The sequence below is a fragment of the Desulfomonile tiedjei DSM 6799 genome (assembly GCF_000266945.1).
GTDB classification, from domain to species: Bacteria; Desulfobacterota; Desulfomonilia; order Desulfomonilales; family Desulfomonilaceae; genus Desulfomonile; species Desulfomonile tiedjei.
In genome coordinates this window covers 2,285,126-2,305,684 of the sequence record NC_018025.1, presented here as the reverse complement: position 1 = coordinate 2,305,684, position 20,559 = coordinate 2,285,126, and the positions used below count along the sequence as shown (strand labels likewise).

General features: G+C 49.5%; 13 protein-coding genes. 4 read left to right on the top strand and 9 right to left on the bottom strand.

What is annotated here, in order from left to right:
- Positions 1-2 precede the first annotated feature (2 nt).
- The 6 genes from DESTI_RS09590 to DESTI_RS09560 form a co-directional block, all read right to left on the bottom strand.
- Complete coding sequence (locus DESTI_RS09590) at positions 3-770, bottom strand: hydrogenase iron-sulfur subunit (protein WP_014809769.1); 768 nt, start codon at positions 768-770, stop codon at positions 3-5.
- Between the two features lie 49 nt (positions 771-819).
- Entirely contained in the window at positions 820-3,945 is a 3,126-nt protein-coding gene (locus DESTI_RS09585; RefSeq protein WP_014809768.1) for an FAD-dependent oxidoreductase, read from the bottom strand.
- 97 nt (positions 3,946-4,042) lie between these two features.
- Positions 4,043-5,194, bottom strand: a complete 1,152-nt coding sequence (locus DESTI_RS09575) for a (Fe-S)-binding protein (protein ID WP_014809767.1) — start codon at positions 5,192-5,194, stop codon at positions 4,043-4,045.
- Between the two features lie 57 nt (positions 5,195-5,251).
- Positions 5,252-5,800: a 4Fe-4S dicluster domain-containing protein gene (locus DESTI_RS09570; protein WP_014809766.1), complete on the bottom strand. Its 549-nt coding sequence runs from the start codon at positions 5,798-5,800 to the stop codon at positions 5,252-5,254.
- Positions 5,801-5,819: 19 nt separating this feature from the next.
- Entirely contained in the window at positions 5,820-7,820 is a 2,001-nt protein-coding gene (locus DESTI_RS09565) for an aldehyde ferredoxin oxidoreductase family protein (RefSeq protein WP_014809765.1), read from the bottom strand.
- A gap of 12 nt (positions 7,821-7,832) precedes the next feature.
- Complete coding sequence (locus DESTI_RS09560; protein ID WP_041286089.1) at positions 7,833-8,018, bottom strand: hypothetical protein; 186 nt, start codon at positions 8,016-8,018, stop codon at positions 7,833-7,835.
- A gap of 215 nt (positions 8,019-8,233) precedes the next feature.
- Here DESTI_RS09560 and DESTI_RS28670 point away from each other — a divergent pair, with 215 nt between their 5' ends.
- The 4 genes from DESTI_RS28670 to DESTI_RS28660 all read left to right on the top strand — a co-directional run bounded on the left by DESTI_RS28670 (position 8,234) and on the right by DESTI_RS28660 (position 16,114).
- Entirely contained in the window at positions 8,234-9,490 is a 1,257-nt protein-coding gene (locus DESTI_RS28670; protein WP_014809764.1) for a TetR/AcrR family transcriptional regulator, read from the top strand.
- Between the two features lie 456 nt (positions 9,491-9,946).
- Complete coding sequence (locus DESTI_RS28665; RefSeq protein WP_052316022.1) at positions 9,947-12,307, top strand: ATP-binding protein; 2,361 nt, start codon at positions 9,947-9,949, stop codon at positions 12,305-12,307.
- Entirely contained in the window at positions 12,304-12,729 is a 426-nt protein-coding gene (locus DESTI_RS09545; RefSeq protein WP_014809762.1) for a response regulator, read from the top strand. Before DESTI_RS28665 ends, DESTI_RS09545 begins: the two co-directional genes overlap by 4 nt.
- Positions 12,730-12,796: 67 nt before the next feature.
- Entirely contained in the window at positions 12,797-16,114 is a 3,318-nt protein-coding gene (locus tag DESTI_RS28660; RefSeq protein ID WP_014809761.1) for a PAS domain S-box protein, read from the top strand.
- A 383-nt stretch (positions 16,115-16,497) separates the two neighbouring features.
- On the opposite strand, the gene DESTI_RS09535 is transcribed toward DESTI_RS28660, so the two are convergent.
- The 3 genes from DESTI_RS09535 to tnpC form a co-directional block, all read right to left on the bottom strand.
- Positions 16,498-16,986, bottom strand: coding sequence for a methylated-DNA--[protein]-cysteine S-methyltransferase (locus DESTI_RS09535; RefSeq protein WP_014809760.1), 489 nt, complete (start codon positions 16,984-16,986; stop codon positions 16,498-16,500).
- 13 nt (positions 16,987-16,999) lie between these two features.
- Positions 17,000-18,451, bottom strand: coding sequence for a DNA-3-methyladenine glycosylase 2 (locus tag DESTI_RS09530; RefSeq protein WP_014809759.1), 1,452 nt, complete (start codon positions 18,449-18,451; stop codon positions 17,000-17,002).
- 296 nt (positions 18,452-18,747) lie between these two features.
- The gene (gene tnpC / locus DESTI_RS09525) at positions 18,748-20,124 is read right to left on the bottom strand and encodes an IS66 family transposase (RefSeq protein ID WP_014809758.1); all 1,377 of its coding nucleotides are present in this window, start codon (positions 20,122-20,124) and stop codon (positions 18,748-18,750) included.
- Positions 20,125-20,559: the final 435 nt, after the last annotated feature.

The following is a 20,559-nucleotide window of genomic DNA, read 5'->3' as shown; positions in this document are numbered from 1 at the left end:
CCTCAAGCGAGAGCGAAGCACTTCTGACTTTGATCGTAACGGACCAATCTTTGCTTCGATGAGGTGTTAAGGTATTTCGATACCTTGGACGGAGTCAGGCCCAACGTCTTTGCGATATCTGCAGTTGAAAGAGGTCCCTCCCTCAGAAGTGACACGATCTGGGCTATTGCCAGTTTTTCTCCGACAGTCTCCTCGAATATCCGTTTCAGCTCGTCACTCTCGAAAAATTTGCGGTATTCCTCTTCCGGCATAGCAGGCAGTCTCAGCCTTTCCCTTTCCACCAGTCTGATGTAAGGGATAAGCCCGGTGACCGCCTGTAACTGAAACTGCAATTCCTTATCGTTCATGCCTTCGGCTCGGCCAAGCGGACCAAGGTTCTTGACCCTTTTGACAAAGCTATTGACCCCTTCGACGAAAATGTTGGCTTCACTGCCGGACATGAACTCGATATGCAATCTTTCAGGATTCAACCCGATGCGTTCCAGCAGTTTCTTGGCCAGACTGACCATGGTCAAGGCATGGTAATTTCCATGGGTGATATAGTTGCATTCATTCAAGTGGCAGGCGCCAACGAACACCCCATCCGCTCCATTTGAGAAAGCCCGGAACACATGTGACAAATCGACTCGTCCGGAACACATGACGCGAATGAGTCTTATTTCAGTTGTATATTGACTTCTGGAAACTCCAGCTAAGTCGGCTGCGCCGTATGCTCACCAGTGGCACACAAACCCTAAGATATTCGGTTTGAATTTAAGTCCTGCACTCATGCGTTCTCACCTCGTACTTGATATTCCAGGCTTCACTCAACGGATATTTCTAGACATCTCCAACTGCCTCATCCACTTGGGGAGCGACAGTCTTCTTGGGAAATGCGACATCAATTTCACTCATGATCTCATCGTCTGTAAAGTGTTTCAGCACTATCGCAGACGTTGCGCATACGGTGTTGCACAGGCCGTCCCCTTTGCAGAGGACAGGGTTAACTCTGGCTCTGCGGCCCTGGGGCGTTTCATAAAAGTCTATGGCGCCGTAGTTGCACACCGTGATACATGCTCCGCAGGAAACGCATTTGTTCTCATCCACTTCGCACACGGAACCGGAGGCAACCACTACATCACGGGAGAGAAGTGTCAGAACCCGGCCCGCAGCTCCGTAAGCCTGATTGATCGTTTCCTGTATGAACTTGGGATAATGAGCCAATCCACAGAGATAAACGCCGTCTGTTCCGAACTCGACGGGTCGCAATTTGACATGAGCTTCTTTGAAGAAGCCGTCCGGATTCAACGTCACTTTGAAGAGACCCGCTATTTCCTTGGTCGCTGCAGACGGAACAATAGCGGCAGCCAAAGCGATAACATCAGCATCCAGTTCAAGCTTCTTCCCCAAAATGAAGTCGGTTACCGTAACTTTGAGGACGGGTCGTCCATCCTCGGCCTCACCGACTCCAACTTCAGGTTTATCTTCCGGCTCATAGCGAATGAACTTTATATCCTTGTTCGACGCTTCCCGGTAATAATCCTCATTGAATCCGTACGTTCTCATATCCCGGAAGAGAATATAAATATCCATCTCCGGATTCTTCTCTTTCAGCTTCAGTGCATTCTTCACGGATTCACTGCAGCATAGCCGGCTACAGTAATTTCTGTCTTCGTTTCTGCAGCCTACACACTGGATCATCACGAGACTTTGAGCGTTAACGATTTTCTCGTCTTCCCTGGCGATCCCTTCCTCCAACTCGAGGTGAGTCATCACCCTTTCATCTTCTCCGTAGAGGTATTCGGTCGGCGTATAGAGATCGGCACCTATGGCAAGAACTGCTGCACCGTGCTTTATCTGTGTGAACCCTTTTTCAGACTTCACCGAGGTCACGAAATTGCCGACATACCCTGTAGCGTCAGTGATTGTCGCATCATGGTACACGTGGATCAGGTGATGTCGATAGACCTTTGCTATGAGATCGCTCAGGTACTCCTGAACATCCATTCCATCCAGTGTGGAGTGAACCCTTCGTGCTATTCCTCCAAGCTCCTTGCCCCTTTCCACCAGGTGGACCTGATGCCCCTGATTGGCTATGGACAGGGCACAATTCATGCCGGCAATGCCTCCACCGATCACCAGTGCGGCTTTGTTGACCGGCAGATCGTATTCCTGCAACGGCTCCAGGTGGCAGGCTCGGGCAACCGACATCCGGGCAATATCCTTTGCCTTCCGTGTTGCCTCTTCCTTTTCTTTGGAGTGTACCCAGGAATTGTGCTCCCGGATATTGGCCATTTCGAAGTAATACTGATTAATTCCAGCTTCTCTCAGCGTATCTCGGAACAAGGGCTCAAGCGTCCTCGGGGAGCATGCAGCGATGACTACCCGATTGAGCCCCTTTTCCTTTGCCATATCGGTTATTTCTTTGGCAGAATTCGTGGCGCAGGAAAATAACTGTTCCTGAGCGTACACCACATTCGGAAGCGTCTTCAAGTACTCTACAGTTTCAGGAACATTGACTATTCTTCCGATATTGGCCCCGCAATGACATACGAATACGCCAACTCTCGGCTCCTCCTGGGAGACATCCCTCTCGGGAGGATACACTCTGTCTTTAGCAAGCTTTCCTCGTCTGTAATCGAGGAACTCACCAATCTGGGAACCTGCTCCGCTGGCGCTGAATACCGACTCGGGGATATCTACAGGTCCCTGGAAAGCCCCGCTTATGAAAATCCCGGGCCGGGAGGTTTCCATAGGATTGGAGGATGCTATTTTACAGAATCCGCGTGAACTGAGCTCGATACCGAACTTGTTCGCAATATCTTTTCCATCGTTCGGTGGGTTCAATCCAACGGATAATACCACCATATCGAATTCTTCTTCTTTTACGCCATCTTCTGCCGTAGCATATCGTATCTTTACGTTCTTGGTTTCCGGGTCCTCCCCCACGATCGAGGCGTAGCTTCTCATAAAACGGATCCCGGGAAGATCTTCCGTCCTCTTGAAGTAGCGTTCAAAATCTTTACCGAAGGATCGGATATCATTATGGAATATGGTACACTCGGCCTCAGCGTTATGATCCTTTGTCAGAATCACCTGCTTCTGGGTGTACGTGCAGCATACTCCTGAGCAATAACTGTTATCGCCCTGTGTAACCCGTCTGGAACCGACGCATTGAATCCAGGCCACTTTATGAGGATGCTTCTTGTCCGAAGCACGCAGTATCTCGCCCTCGAACGGTCCGGTGGAAGACAAGAGCCGTTCGTAGTCCATACTGGTGACCACGTTCTGGAACTTTCCGTAGCCATATTCGTCCTTCACTTTAGGATCGAAGGGCTCCATGCCGGGGGACAGAATGATCGCCCCTACCTTGATTTCCATCTTCTCAGGTTTTTGGTGGAAATCTATGGCTTTGGCCTGACATACTCCCTCGCAAATACGGCATTTCTTCTCTTTCAGATAAATGCAACTCTCATCGATATATGAGACAAGAGGAATTGCCTGAGAGAAGTATACGTGGACTGCCTTGTTCTTCGATATTTCCTGATTGAATTTATCAGGATATTCGATGGGGCAGTATTCTACGCACGTCGTACAGCCTGTGCATTTCTCCTCGATAATATATCTGGGCTTCTTCGTCAGGGATACCGTGAAGTCTCCCGCTTCCCCTTCTACACTGTTAACTTCAGTATAGGTGAGGACCTCTATGTTGGGGTGCCGGCCGACCTCGACCAGCTTGGGTGAGAGAATTCACATGGAACAGTCATTGGTCGGAAAGGTCTTGTCAAGCTGGGCCATGTGGCCGCCGATGCTCGGCGCTTTCTCGACCAGGTAAACCCTGAAACCAGCAGTGGCAAGGTCCAGAGAGGCCTGAATACCGCTGACCCCTCCACCTACGACCATGACATCTCCGAAATTCCTGTCTGCGAATCCCTTACAAATCTGTTCGATTTGTTCTCTTTCCATTGAGCTATTCCTTATCGGGTCTTTCGGTTCCCCAAATCGTCTGTATCCAGTCTGAACCGGATCTCGTTTGGGTCGAGATTTCGTTTCTAAACAGAGGCTAAATCACTGCCTGGATTATCTCCGTGATATCTTTCACTTCAATTTTTTCGGCGGCATCCAGGGTTAACCGGCTATCCTCGAAGTTGGAGATGCAATACGGGCAGGCTGTTACCAGCACTTCTGCTCCCACTGACATGGCCTGTTCCAATCTCAGATCGCAGAATCTCTCACCCTTAGGTGTTTCCATCCAGATTCTGCCTCCGCCACCGCCGCAACAGAGGCTGTCTACCCGTGAATCGATCATCTCATTCAACTCCAGGCCGGACACCTTCTTCAAGACTTCGCGCGGTTCGTCGTAAATGCCGTTATGTCGGCCCAGATAGCACGGGTCATGATAGGTAATTTTCTTTTCATACGACTTGTTGAGCTGAAGCCTTCCCTCTTGAATGAGCTGGAACAAATACTGAGAGAGATGAATCACCTCGAAGTGCACCATAAATTCGGGGTACTCATTCTTGAAGGTATGATAACAATGGGGGGATGAAACGAGGATTTTCTTCACCCCGTTTTCGATAAAGGTCTTGATGTTTTCTTTGGCAAGGCGTCGGAACAATTCCTCTTCGCCGGTCTTGCGGATACTTTCTCCGCAGCAGCTCTCTTTTTCACCCAGAATCCCGAAATTCACCTCTGCCTTATTGAGGATTTCGGCTGTGGCCCTTGCCACCTTTTTCAATCTCGGGTCGTAACTGAGGTAGCAGCCCGGAAAATATAAGATCTCCATTTCTTCCGTGAAGGGTTGTACGGAGAGACCTTGCGCCCAGTTCGCCCTGTTCTTACGCTCTTCACTCAAAGGGTTACCTTCGCCGACGAGGCTTGCGCTGGCTGTGCGGACAGGCTTGACTGAAGGCGGAAAGACCTGGTATGCCGTGGCGATTTTGCGTAATGCCACCCCGGATTCTATCTGTTTTACGTCCCTGGGGCACTTCTGAGGGCATCTTCCGCAGGTGGTGCAACGCCAGATATCTTCACTCTCTATCTCAGTCAGACCGAACGTCGCCTCTCGGACGATCTTGCGCATACTGAAGCTTCGCACTCTGTTCCACGGACAAACCGTATCGCATAACCCGCATTGAAAGCATCTCTTAAAGGCATCTCCACCGCTCGCCTTTATTTCGTCAACGATCTCTTTTAAGGGGGTTACAATCTCCATTATTTTTTGCCTCTTCTTGGATAGTTGCTTGGGACCCTTCTTACAGCCGGTTATGCGTTATTCCTTCTTTGATTGTAACATTCGTGCTACGGTATCCATCATCTTGTCCATTCCGAATTTGTTTACCAATGCTTCCAATCCGGTCTCCAACTCTTCCTGCTCCGTAGTTTCCTCTACTTCCTCTTCCCTTTCTTCGTAAATCAGGGCGTCAACACCGCACCATTGAACACAGATGGGTTTTTCCAGTGTTGGGTCGCTTTCACACATATCGCACTTCAGAGGAAGGCCGGAATCGGGTTCTTTGAAAGTGTCTCTGGATGGACAGGAAGCTCTGCAGAAGGCGCATTCATCATATTGTTTTCCGTCTATGATGTACTTGTCTCTGCCTGAGCACTCGGCGGGCGTGTATTCACCCGCGTACACCGGAACATAGATATCTCTAATAGGTTCACGAATCACCCGAATACGAGATCTCGCAGGATTATTGCTGCTATATTTGGGTGTGGCATGAAAAGCGGAGCAGGCTACCTCACAGGCTCGGCAACCATTGCATTTGTCCACATCAACTCTTATCGTCTTAACTTTTTTCTTTGTTTTCTCAGCCATGAGTCACCACCCCTTTACCTTATGCAGTCGCTTGCGCCAGACTCTCACCGGGTGTCGTATCATCTTCTGAATAGATACCCCTCTTCTCGAACTCTTCGGCTACGTAATCCAAATCCAACTCATGCAGAGATTCCTTGGTGGGAATGCCTTGGCGGTTCCACCCTTTGAACTGGTAATACGTGTCCAGAAGTTGCTTTTCGAGTTCGGGAAATCTCTTCTTCCAGTGGTTCTCAGGGGGCTTGTCGTCTTTCCTTCTCATGCCCCTTCTGACATTGTAGGCCCGGATCAAAGTCCTATATCTCTTGGTTGCTTGTGTCAGCTTCTCTTCATCCATATCAATCCCTGCACCTGCGGATATGAATTTAGGATAATTGTGGATGTGATATGGAGGCTTCAGCGGAAAAGAAGACAAACCGGCGCACATTCCCAGAGCATCATCGATGTAGTGCATTCTTTCCTGCCAGTCGACAATGTCACAACACATTTCAACGGTCGGATAGAAAGGCATCGATTTTTCTCCGCGTGGTTCCCAGTCCAGGAAATACTGTTTGAATTTCTCATCGGGAACCTGGAACCAATCCTTCACGAACGCTTCTCTCTCCTCCATCGTGAGGAAGGGAGCCTGAGGGAATTGCCCTTCAATCTGAGTGATGTTGATCTTCTCGCCGGTACAGTACATGAGGAAATAAATGGGATTCAGCATCGATAGCTTGAGAGGAAGTTGCTCATGTTTTTTTATATTGTTATGAGCGTAGGCCTCAGCGCCTTTACCGATCTGCTTGGCCGCCCAATATGTACCATTGGCCAAGATGTCTCCAATCCCTTCGCGCCGGACAATTCTATCGAGTAACCAGTAGAATCTCCCTTCATTATCTGCCGGCATTCCCGGGAAATCATCGTCAGTCAGTATGCCGTTCTCGTAAAGCTCAAGGGCAAAGGCCATGACTTGCGGAGTCGAGAATCCGTCAACTCCGTACTCCGTGGCGCTTTGAGCAATACCCAGACCGAATTCCAGGTCCGAAAAGGCCGCCATGGTATAAGTGAGCTTCGAGAAACACTTCATCATGTACGTGGGAAGTCCGGGAGGAGAAATAGTTGCTCCGCATGTCATCGGACAGTTATAGCAACTGATCAATCGCGTCCGCATACTGTCCAGGGTCTCAGCCCACTGCTTTGCGATTTCATCGTTCCAGAAGTCTTTTCTGCGGACACGTGAATTTCCCCACATAAAATTTTCGGTATGCCACTTTTCATCGTGGACTTTCATTTCCTGGGGCGATCCGAGCCCGGCCAGAATGGGCATAACACCTGGAATCGGATTGTCATTTCGGAATTTTATGTAATTCAGCACTTCTTTGCAGAGGTCCATGAACTCAGCCGGTTGGGCGACATTGACGTCCTTCGTTCCACGAACAACGATGGCTTTTACACCTTTGTCTCCCATTACTGCGCCGATACCGCCTCGACTGGCGCTGGACCTGCCCTGTTCGATGGAAGCAAAATAGACTCTGTTTTCGCCTGCCAGTCCGATGGAAGCTACCTGGGCATTTGGTTCCTTCAATTCCTGTCGGATAAGCTCGGCTGTTTCGACAGTGCCTTTTCCCTTCAAATGGGCGGCATCGCGTATTTCCACTTTGTCATTATTGATCCATATGTAGACCAGCTTGGGGGACTTGCCGCGTAGGATCACTTTGTCATAACCGGCATACTTCAGTTCGGGTGCGAAAAAACCTCCCATCATGGAAAAAGACATCAACTGAGTCTGGGGCGAGACGGTGGAAACAATGGTGCGATTGCAGCCGGTAGCAGGCGTGCCACATAAGAGACCTGCGCTGAATATGAGAAGATTATCGGGTGAAAAGGGGTCGACTTCAGGAGGCACCCTGTCCCATAGTATTTTCGCGTTGGTGCCGAGGCCCCCCAAATAAAGCTCGGTATCTCTCGGATCGCTTTCTACCCTTTCAACGTTTCCCCGGGTTAGATCGATCTCTAAATTGAACCCTGTTTCTGCGTACCTCATTTGATTTTCCCCTTACACTCGACCTGCAAAAATGGTCGTCTGCGTTTCTTCGATCGAAAACTGCCTAACCAGCATGTTCCCGATAATTCCGGTCGAGGCGCTCCGAAGCGCATGCTGTCGATTGCCAATGGCGCCGATAGCTTCTTCTTCTCCAGGATTGGTCTGAAAAGCGGCCGAATCAGAATCTCTTTTAGTCACGCTGGCCTGCCTTGCTGGATGGCGCGCCGGAGATCCAACTCAAGAGTAGAATGGGATGGATTGGACCTGTGTCCGGGCTCTGCCGGTTATGCTGACCAAGACTTGGTAACCTCGTTGATACGAATATAACTTATATAAAATTTATGTCAAGACTTGTATTCGGTTTTCAACCAATATATAGTGAACTTTGCATTTTCTACACCGGAGTTTATCGCATGGATCAGACCGGATCGCCTGAAAACATTAACAAAAAGGGGTCCCCGACAGGGCGAAGGAGTTCTTCGGCAGATAAGAAACGCCAACTGATCATAGGATCTGCCGAGCGTATCTTTGCCGCTCGCGGTTTTCATGATACGACCATCGCTGATATTTCGAATGATTCCGGGGTACACGAGGCGTCTATCTTCCAGTATTTTAAAACGAAAGAAAATCTGATCGTTACTGTTCCGGAAAGACACCTCAAAGAGACACTCGCAAATGTCACCGAGCATCTTCAGGGCATGAAAGGTGCCGAGCCGAAACTCAGAAAGCTGATCTGGCACCAGCTCAGGGACCTTTCAATCAACAAGGATTATACGTCTATTTTGCTGCGAGACCTCAGAACTCTGCCCGCTTTTTACGAATCTTCAGCATACGAGATGCTGAGGCGCTACAGCAGTTTCGCTGCAGACGCAATACGAGAAGGCATCAGTGACGGAGATGTGGATCCCGAAATAGAGCCGGTGCTGGTGCTTGACATGATTTTTGGAGCCATTGACAGCGTTGTTTTGAGATGGCTCTTTTTTGATGACGAGTACGATCCCACGGATGTCTCAGATCAACTATTCTCGTTGATAAAGGCCGCTATTTGGAAACGAGAAGAAAAGGCCAGGAGCGAAAACGGAGATGAACCGCGTCGAGGCGAATTGAGACGCAGGACCATTTTGCAAGCAGCGGCCGAAGTCTTCGCTCAGAAGGGGTACGGAGGGGCGACTATCTCGGAGATCGCAGGAAAAGCCGGGATCGCCGAGGCCTCGATTTACCAGTATTTCAAGAGCAAGGAAGATCTGTTGCTTCGTGTTCCAGGAAACTGGCTCAACGAACTCGCCGATGAAGTGGAGCGGGTCTTCTCCGGGACTCTTAATGCAGAGGAGCGCCTGCTCAATCTGCTCCGGAGATGGGCTCTGGACTTTCAGACGCGGGAATGGGAGACCCGTGTCTTGATCCTGGAGCTTTACAGAAACCCTGCATTTTACAATTCGCAGGCGTACAGAAACACGCATCGCTTTTGGAAGCTCATCAGGTCCACCGTCGATGAAGGCCAGAAGACGGGTCTTTTTAGACAGAACTTTCAAATCGATTATTACCTCCATCTGATTCAGGGGAGTTTCGATCACGAGGCATTGTCTCGCATGATGCTCCACAAACGCAGAGCGACTGTGGTCAGCATAGAACAAATGATAAATCTTCTGCTCAGGGCCATAAAGGTTTGATTGCCGCATCTCTCACTTATTCCTCACAAGTTTACCCTTTGGAAGGTCGCTTGAAGAGTTTTTGCCCTGGGAATGGTGTTGACTGGTTCTTATAGAAGTTGCCAAACTAATGTCCGATTGAGGACAGATTTTTTGCCGTGCCTCCGCGCAGGCACGTCTTCAACATGATCAATGATATCAACCAAATGGGTCGACAGGGACGCCGATCCCTACGAATATCCCGTAGTTCATACGCAGGACAAACGACAGAATTTTTGGCACTGTTACAAATAGTAAGATGTTGATGAAACTAACCGGATTCTATTCTCGAACACGACTCGATGTTTCTCCAATAAGGAAGCCGACAATTAGCGGCTTACTCTCGAGAGAACCCAATCTTGCTTTTTGACCTGGAGCCGGTTATGATTGAACAAATTTTATCACATATTACAATCGCACTTTAACAATCAAAGGCAAATGTCGGGTTTTCTAAATAGCTTGCGCTTTCGACTTATTCTCCTGGTGTTTCTTGCCGTTCTCCCGGCTGCAGGGCTCATCATTTACAATGGTGTCGAAGATCGTCAAAATGCCCGAAACAACGCTCAAGAAGATGCTTTGCGTTTGAGCAGCCTTATTTCTCTGGAAACAAAACAAACAATCCAGATGACACGTCAGTTACTCTCATCTTTGACAGAATTCCCGGCAGTAAAGAACCGTGACCTACAGGATTGTTCGTTCCTTCTGGAGGGTATCCGGCGAATTCATCCATTTTATACGGCTTTGGCGGTCGCGGATTCAAATGGCGAACTCGTGTGTTCCAGTAACAAAGGTCAGGTTGGTATCAATCTCGCCGACAGAGACTATGTGCAACGGGCTCTTAGCACCCGTGGTTTCACGGTAAGTGATTACCTTGTCGGTCGACTGACAGGCAAACCTTCTCTGGCTTTCGCACAGCCTATAATCGATCGAAGGCAGCAGATCCAGGGATTAGTCGTCGCTGCAATAGACTTATCGTGGCTCGTCAGGATTGCTTCTGTAGTGGAGCTACCCACTGGATCGTCAATGACCATCATAGATTCCAAAGGTAGAGCACTTGCCCGGTGGCCCGATCCCGAAAAGTGGATTGGTCATTCAGCAGCCGAGACAGAGATCGGTAGAATGGCAATGGCCGGAACAGAAGGTGTGGCTGAGACAGTGGGGATGGACGGCGTTCCTCGGCTCTATGGTTATCGACCGTTATTGTCTGACGAGCATGGCATAGGATTCGTTTATGTCGGGATTCCACAGGAAATAGCGTATGCGGCGGCAAACCGAATCTTGACCCGTAATTTAATTGCCCTGGGAGCCGTAATCGTACTGGGTCTATTGGCCGCTTTTCTTTTCGGCCACGTGTTCATAATGCGAGGAGTGGTGGAACTCGTAGAGACATCGAAACAACTGGCAGACGGTAATCTCGGAGCGCGCACCAGCATTTCCTCAACAAAAGGCGAAATTGGCGAACTGGCAGCGGCTTTCGATGACATGGCCTCGGCGCTGCAGCAAAGGGAAAAGGAGCGTAAACAAGCCGAGGCGGAGATTAGACGTAATGCAGACCGGTCACGATTGCTTTCGGATATTTCAGATGAGTTCATTAGAGCAGGACTGGATTATGCTCCGGTTTTATCCAGTATTGTGCACCGAATCACCGAATGGTTCGGGGACTATTGTTTCATCCATCTTCTGACAGACGAAGGGAATTTGTCCGAGGCTTCCGCCGCTCATAATCCTCTAACAACTCTGGAGAATGTCGTACAGCCATCATTCTCGTTTCTGTCAGACAGTGAAACATCCTTGCTCCACCGTGTTGTAAGCAATGGGAATCCTTTGTTGATTCATGGAAAAGACCTTCAGGACATCCCGGCGCTTCTCGACGATCTTTCATGTCATGACATTTTCATTGTTCCAATGAGAGCGGACGAGCAGGTTGTCGGGACACTCACCCTTATTCGGCATCAGTCACATGCTGCTTTAGCGGTCGAAGATGAATCGTTTCTGCAATATGTGGCGGATCGTGCTGCCATTTCAATTTCCAATGCCCGTTTGGTTCGTACTATTCAGCAACTGAATGCTGAGCTGGAGGAAAGAGTAAGAAGCCGCACAGTGCAATTATCATTGGCAAACAAGGAATTGGAGGCTTTCGCGTATTCGGTTTCACATGATTTGAGGACTCCCTTGAGAGCCATTGACGGATTTAGTCGAATTCTCATGGAGAAATACAATGGTGTGCTAGACGCTAAAGGCAGCGATTATCTCCAACGAACCCGCGCTGCTGCCCAACGAATGGCTGAACTCATCGACGATCTCTTGGAGTTGTCACGGCTGACGCGTACCGAGATGCAGCAGACAAACGTCGATTTGAGCGTCATAGTACACGAGCTGAAAATGCACCTTCAGGAGAGCCAACCGCATCGTGCCGTAGATTTTAAAATACAGGAGGGTCTTGTCGTACTTGGCGATGAGCGCCTCCTTCGATCGGCTCTCGAAAACTTGCTTGGCAATTCATGGAAATTTACCGGAAAACAAGAGCATGCGTTTATAGAATTCGGGATGGAAACGCAGCAGGGTGAACCGGTGTTTCTCGTCCGAGACAATGGGGCGGGATTCGATATGCAATATGCCGACAAATTGTTCGGAGCATTTCAGCGATTGCACTCGATGACAGAGTTCCCCGGTACCGGGATTGGTTTGGCAATAGCACAGAGAGTTATGCATCGTCACGGCGGCAGTATTTGGGCTGAAGGTGCGGTGGGCCGTGGAGCGACTTTTTATTTCAAATTTCCTGGGCGAGGTGAAACTTGAGAGAAAAATATGTCCTTTTGGTAGAAGATAATCCGGATGATGAAGAATTAACAATTGTTGCGCTCCAGGAGAATAACATTGGAAATCCTGTAGTGGTGGTCCGTGATGGAGCGGAGGCATTGGATTATCTTCTTGGTACGGAAACGCCTCACAATCTGCCTGTGGTTGTCCTGCTGGATCTGAAGTTGCCTAAAATCAGCGGACTCGAAGTGTTACGCCGTTTGCGAGACCATGAACGAACCAAGTTCCTGCCGGTGGTTGTACTGACCTCTTCCAGGGAAGAGGAGGACAGGATCCAATCATATTCGCTGGGTGCAAATTCATACGTTCGAAAGCCGGTAGATTTCGGCCAGTTTATCGAAGCTGTGAAACAATTGGGATTGTACTGGCTCGTCTGGAACGAACCACCTCCGCAGAAATAATTATGGGGATAGAGAATTCTCAGGAGTGCTTCGGCCGAAAGATTTGTTAGTTGAGGAGACATCGACCATGTCAGACTGTCTAAGAGTCTTGATAATTGAAGATTCAGAAGATGACGCTTTATTGATGACCAGTGAGCTAGAGCTCGCCGGCTTTTCCATTGTGTCCAGACGAGTGGAAACTGTTCAAGCTATGGTCCACGCTATTGAGACGGAACAATGGGATCTTATTCTTTCAGATTATAGACTGCCTTATTTCAGCGGGATCGAGGCGTTCAAAATCGTTAAAGAACACGGGTTGGATGTGCCATTCATTCTGGTATCCGGTGCAATCGGGGAAGATACCGCCGTGGAAGCCATGAAGGCAGGCGCTCACGATTATATAATGAAAGGCAATTTGACGAGACTGCCGCCGGCCGTTCAGCGAGAATTACGTGAAACTGAGATTCGCCGTCAGAGCAGGTTGGCAGATAAGGCTCTTCAGAGAAGTGAAGTCAGGTTTCGCAAGATTTACGAAAATGTTCCCGTGATGATGCATTCCATCGACAAGGACGGAATAGTCCGCAATGTGAATCAAAAATGGCTGAGCGAAATGGGATACGAACGGGAGGAAGTACTTGGACGCAATATTGCGAATGTTATGACGCCGGAATCAAGCGTTCGCCTTACAGCTATTCTTCAAAAATTCTGGGCGGATGGAAAAATCGATAACGTAAACTATCGATATGTGAAAAAGGACGGAACGATCATCGATGTGCTGCTCGATTCCGCGGTGGTTTACGATGCTGTTTGGGGAGAGATCAGTATATCTACCGTTCGCGACATCACCGCCCAGAGACGCGCAGAAAATGCCCTGAAAGAAAGCGAGGAGCGATACCGAACTCTTATAGAATCAATGAACGAGGGATTTGGGATCCAGGATGCCAGCGGGATCATAACGTATGCCAATGTCAAGCTCTGTGAAATGCTCCAATGTTCAAATCAAGAACTTGTCGGCAGGCCGGTTGAAGAGTTTCTCGATCGATTCGAGCAGAATGCGGAACACCTCCCGAGTATGATCAACGACACCTCGTACGAGGTCAGTTGGACAGGAAAAAAGGGGCGTAAGGTCTCTACTATCATGTCTCCCAGACCGCTCTTCGATTTTCGTGGAGAATTTATCGGTAGCTGTGCCGTTATAACGGACATAACCGAAAGAAAGAGAAAAGAAGAAGAGCTTGAAAACCTTCGTCGCCAACTTTCACTGATCCTGGATTCGGCATGGGAAGGAATTTTGGGTCTGGACCAGGAGGGAAGACATACGTTTGTAAATCCCGCTGCAGCAAGAATGCTTGGATACGAAGCTGAAGAACTCATCGGCAAGAAGAGTCATAGAATATGGCATCGCATCGGCGTAGACGACAGCCCTCATTCCGAGAAAGACTGTCCCTTACGCGATACTCTCACAACAGGCATTTCACATGCTGGGGACCAAGTATTGTGGCGAAAAGACGGGACCGGCTTCTCGGCTGAGCTTATAGTGAATCCCCTCATGGCCGGCGGAAAATCAGTGGGTGCTGTGGCCACTTTCTGGGATATCACCCGTCGCAAGCAGGATGCACAGGAACTCAAAGATCGAGAGCACGAGTTAGCCGCCATTTACGAGAATGCTCCTTTGGTCATGGTGCTCGTGGACGATGAAAGGAAAGTGCGGAAAGCGAACATTCCCGCAGCTAAGTTGGCCGGCACATCAACTTCGGAGATGATCGGAAAGCGAGGCGGCGAGGCGCTCGGTTGTCTCCATTCTATGGATGCACCTGAGGGTTGTGGCTTTGGCCCCTCTTGCGGGCAATGCACGGTACGGCGCACTGTTTTGGATACATTCAAAACCGGCATAAGTCATCATGAAGTGGAAGCGAGCCTGCCGTTCTCTCACGGTGGTAAGGTAATGGAATCAGTCTTTCTCCTTTCGACTACCAAACTGTATGTCAGGGAACAACCCATGGTTCTGGTGAGTATTCTGGACATCACCAATCGCAAAAGGGCCGAAGAAGCCCTGCGGCAAAGCGAGGAGCGCTTTAGAGCCATCTTTGAACGAGCGAGAGACTGCATATTCATCAAAGACACTCAGTTTAGGTATGCCGATTTGAATCCTGCTGCCGAGAAATTTCTCCGACGTCCTGTTTCCCAACTAATCGGGAAGACTGCTGAAGCGGTTTTTCCGCCGGAGCAAGCAGCAGCCATCACAGATGTGTCCAAGCGAGTGATCGACGGCCAAGTAGTGGAATGGGAGCATGTACTGACCATAAATAGCGTGGATTTCACTTATCATACCATCGCGGTGCCTCTCTACAATTCTTCCGGTCAAGTTTCAGGAATATGCGGGATTGCACGCGACATAAGTCATCTCCCAAAAAGCGAATTTCCGATGGCGGACCAAATCGGAGAGTACCCCTCCACTGTCATGAAATCTACTTTGAGCAAAGCTGCTCTTGCCGCATCAGCGGAAAGCACAGTCCTCCTCTTAGGCGAGAGCGGTAGCGGAAAGGATTATTTGGCAAAACGTATTCACAAGTTGTCCAGGAGGGCTCACGGCCCCTATTTTTCCGTCAATTGCGCAGCCATATCTCCGCGACTTGCTGAATCGGAACTCTTCGGTCATGAACGGGGTGCCTTTACCGGAGCACATGCACGCAAGCGGGGACTCCTCGAATTGGCTGAGGGCGGCACCCTTCTGCTGAATGAAATTGCGGAGCTCACACCGGAACTACAGTCAAAACTTTTGACGTTCCTGGATACCAAGACATTTACGCGAGTCGGTGGAGAAAAGAAGATAACGATCAATGCCAGACTCATAGCTGCCACGAATAAGGATTTGAAAAAAGAAGTTGAAAACGGAACATTCAGAGAAGATCTTTTTTACCGTCTCAACGTAATTTCCATTCAAATTCCGCCGTTGCGCCGGAGACGAGAAGACATTCCGATACTTCTTCAGGAGTTCGTTACGATGATTGCCACCGAACTGCAATTCACGCGAATTCCATCCATCGGTAACGGCATTGTCAGTGCGCTACAACAATATGCCTGGCCGGGCAATATCAGGGAATTTCGCAATGTGATTGAAAGGGCATTGATTGTGTCCCGCGGCAAAGAACTGAGTCTTTCGGTTCTTGAGTTGCCGTCACATGACAACCCTTCGACGGAAAACTGGTCCTTCATCACCACGTTTGGAGACCGATCCTTGAATGACGTTACACGTGATCTAAAACGAGCCTTCGTGGTCGAAGCATTAAAGAGGTCCGGAGGATGCAGGCAGGATGCCGCCCGTACCCTGGGGATCTCCCGATACTCATTGAAACATTACATTCAAACTCTCGGACTCGCGGATGAGCAGTCCGGAGGAAGTTAGAATCTTCAGCCGATTGAGGAATTGTCAGAGTTAATGTCCTATTGAGGATAAGTATTGGTGGGTGTCGGCCGTGCCGGCACATGTTCAGAATGCTACATGATATCGATAGAATGGACCGGCAGGGAGAGACTGTCTCAAAAATCGAAATTTATCTCAGATCGTGGCACGAATTTCTCATCATCCGCCTAGCCTCATTGTAGGGGCGGACCAAAGCGTCCGCCCAAAATAGGGGCAGACACATAGGTCTGCCCCTACAAAGATGTCGAATCGTAGCACGCTTTTTTGTAAATTCATTGGTTTTGAGAGAGTTTCGGGACGTCGGCCCCTACGAATATCTTTGTATTTCGAGCACGGGATAAGCTCCAGAATTTTGGGCAATCGCTCTACATAGTCTCAATGATATTGGACTGTTCCAGGTCAATCAGCCGCTTTTTGATATCCAGGCCTCCGCCGAAACCGGTTAAAGAGCCGTCGCTGCCGATACACCGATGGCACGGCACAATGATGGGTATGGGGTTTTTTCCGATAGCTCCACCTACGGCCCTGACTGCTTTAGGGTTACCGATGCTCTCAGCGATGGTTTTGTAGCTGACCAATTCCCCGTAAGGAATCGTGCGCAAGACTTGCCAGACTTTGAGCTGAAAAGGCGTTCCTACAGGCGCAATTGCGATCTCGAATCGTCTCAATTCACCCTGGAAATAGGCCCGGAGCTGAGCTTCGATCAATGCAAAGAATCCATGGTCTTTTTTCCAATCAGGCCAAATAGTGACAGTTTTTCTTCCATTCGGAAAAACGATTTGCCGTAGCCCTTGTTCGTCTCCGACAAGAGTCAACGTTCCAATCGAGCCGGTTTCAAAATAATCGTAGAACATGATGCTGCCTCTCTTAGCCGTGCCAAAGATACATGGTGGCGTAAGCACGCCATGGACGCCATGTTTCGGCTCTTTGTCGAATTTCTTTCACCGTGAGACGTTTATCTGCTTGCCGCATTGCCTTCACAATGCCCAGATCGCCGGCCGGGAACGCGTCGGGTTCGCCCATCGCGCGCATGGCGATGTACTGAGCCGTCCAGTCACCGATGCCGGGAATTCGAGTCAATTTTTCAATGAAATCCGAAAGCGACTCCTTCACGACGAAAAAGAGGTTTTCGCGATCCACTTCTTCCGCCAGAGCCTGGAGCGAACGGACTCGCGATTCAGGCATGCCGATCGCTCCCAGATCGCGAGTGTTGAGCTCATGCGCTGTCGGGAAAAAGTGTGTGAGATTCCGGAAATCGGGGGATTCGAATCTCGGTGCTGTCTTTGCGACGATCCGACCGATGAGGGTACGGGCTCCCTTGACTGATACCTGTTGGCCCAGGACCGCCCGTACGGCTGCTTCAAATGGATCCCAGATCCCCGGTAACCTGAGGCCGGGGTGTTTTCTCACTGATTTCTCGAGCACGGCGTCTGCAGTCAAGACTTCATGAATAGCCGCCATGTTGGCGTCCAGGTCAAACATGCGTCGCACCCTCTCGACAATGGACATCAGGTCTCGACTGTCGGACAAGGCGACTGTCAGTAATAGCGCGTTTCCTTTTGGCGACGGGGCCACGGAAATCATTCCTGTCGTTTCGTTGATCCTGATAGTGCGATGATACGCACCATTCGCAACCCACTCTACGCCCGGTATGGCTCGCAATTCAAAGAATTCCAGCATACGTTGCCAATCAAAGGGCGGGCGGTAAGACAAAGTCAACGTGCATCTGAACAGCTCGTCTCCGGTGATCTTGCTTTCATTATTCCTCATGCGAACGGATGATGGAGTCCTGCCGTACATCTTACTGAATGCTGCATTGAATCGCCGGATGCTACCGAAACCTGAAGCAAAAGCTATGTGCGTTACGGACAGATCGGTTTCGCTGAGCAGCTTCTTTGCGAATAGAATTTTCTGCGTGGTAGCCAGAGTCTTAGGCGAAGCACCGATATGGATTTGAAACAATCTGCGCAGGTGACGACCGGTCACGCCAAGTTTCGAGGCCAGATCCTCCATATTTTGTTCTTGGAGCTCGCCCTGGCGGATCAGCAAGACTGCTCGGGAAACTGTAGCAGATGTACCGTTCCAGGCCGGACTTCCAGGCGCTGCTTCCGGCCGACACCTCAGACACGGTCGAAATCCCGCTTCAGCCGCTGCAGCAGCGGAAGGAAAGTAGACTATGTTCTCCGCTTTAGGCGACCGTGCGGGGCATATGGGACGGCAATAAATGCCGGTGCTCAAAACCCCAATGAAAAACAAGCCGTCAAACCGAGGATCCCTGGCCAGACGCGCCCTGTCGCAGATTTGTGTATCAAGATTCATCTCGATCATGTCCAGTCTATGGTTCTCGTTATCTGAAGAAAGTACCTTCTCACCGCCTCGTCGAACAGCGGCCACAGGTTTAGATGTCTTTCTCTATGTTGAGGATAGTTTTGCAATGAGGCAAGACGTTTTCGGACATGAATGTGAAAAGTGATTCCGAGACTTCGAAAGAGAATGGAGACTGCACCCATAAAGTAGGGTTTTGTGAAGGGACTATGCCGACGCTAATTTTCGGAGCTGTAACGCCGGCAAGGTAAAGCTTCAGTTATTCGCGGGAGCAATTGTGATGGATATAGCTATTCTTGAGGGCCGTTTCTTTGAAAGAGGAGTTCATAGGGGTCCAGCTTAAGATTCGTTGCTAATTGATCGAGAGTTTTCTTCATCTGTTCTGCAGGGTCGTTACCTCGTTTCTTGAGGGTGGTGAGGACGGTTGTGAGAATACTGCGCGTCTTGGCTCCGTTATCAGAAATAGATCCATAGCTGACCTTCCTTGCCACAACAGTGGGTCTCAGATCTCTTTCGGCTAAATTGTTTTCTGCCGGAATCGTTCGGTCTCGAGCCCAGTGATAGAGCCTCTCTTCATTTTCACGGAAGATACCTTGGATCCGGCGAATGCCCATATGGCGGGCCGGTCGTTCCATTGCGGCCTTAATTTCAGTCCGAAGCTTAGCCGCTCGACGATAGAATTGCTTATCCGTAATCGGTTGGCTGCGAAGTCCCTGAGCGAGTGCAAGTAAAGGAGCCACAACAGCCACAAAAGTTGAGACCTCTGCTTCTTCGGGAAACTCTTTTTCCAAATCCTGGACATCTCGCAGAAGGTGAGCGTAACAATATTGAATCTCACATGGAGCTTTCTTGTAGCCGCGGTAACGATCCACAACCAAAACGCCCGGTAGCCGATCTTTGCCGAGGACTGCATGAGCTACTTGGGACGAGCGACTCTTGCCAAATTGGAAAATGCTCAAATCGGGAGTGGCGAAGAGCCAAACGTATCCGTTCTTGCCGTCAGTGCGCCAGCTCGTCTCATCTGCGTGTTTCACAGGAGCTTGTCGATATTCTTCAATGAGCTTCTGGGGAACTCTTTCAAAAAGTCGCCCCATTCGATGATATACCTCCATCAGGCTTCCTTCGCTTACTCCAGTCTGTTCACAGATTCGTCCCATGGGAAGACCATAGAAGTAATACATCGTCATGGCATTGGCAATGAGTTGATTTCCGTAAAGACTCTTGGGAAGCACCCCGGGAGTCTGGGGAGTAAACGTGCGTTCACAACGATAACAATACCTTTTGGGTAAGCGAAATACTATTCGTTCGGGTTTTTGAGAAGGCGTATCCAGGACACTCCTCTCTTCCACCCCTTTCTTTTCAAGAATACCCCCGCATTCGGGACAGATATCTGGAGCCTCCACTTCTACCGCATAATCAAACTCGCACTCGTGGCTCTTGCGACCGGAACCTTTGTGTCCCTGCCGCGCACCTTTGGGCTTTTTCTCCTTCTGTTCACTGTTCCTCTTGATTGGTATTTTGGATGAGGGAGTGGAAGAGCCGAAGTATCCTTCTTGAGCCTTGCGCTCTTGATAGCGCAGTTTAGCCTCCAGGCTCTGGATCTTTTCTTTTAACTCGTCAATGCAACGCTGTTTTTCCAAACAAACCGGACAACCGTTTATGCCCATCCCATCATCACCTGAACAAGCGTTTCACCCACCAAGCCTATACCCCATCTCAAACCCGAACGCGAGAACCATTTAACCCCAAAAATAAAATTCTTCTCAAACTACCGCTCGAAACTGAAGCTTTACAACAGAGTTTTTTTCTCACTTGACAAGGTCGTGGTCCTGTGTCTACGCTTGGACCATTGTATTTAAGTCTCATGAAGAGAGACGTTATTCGCGTAGGGTTATTCGAGGGGCTCCTCTGTTTTTCATCATTGGGGGAAGCTATTGTCTATAATTGGTTGATAAACAATTTCCAAGCTGTCGCAATGGGAGTCAAGAGAAGAGGATATCTTTATTCTGAATTGAGACCTCTGTAAAGAGATCCAACCTAAAGAGAAGAGCGTGCTACACGAGAGATGGGGCTGCTTGGTGCATTCGATCCATCAGAGCGGC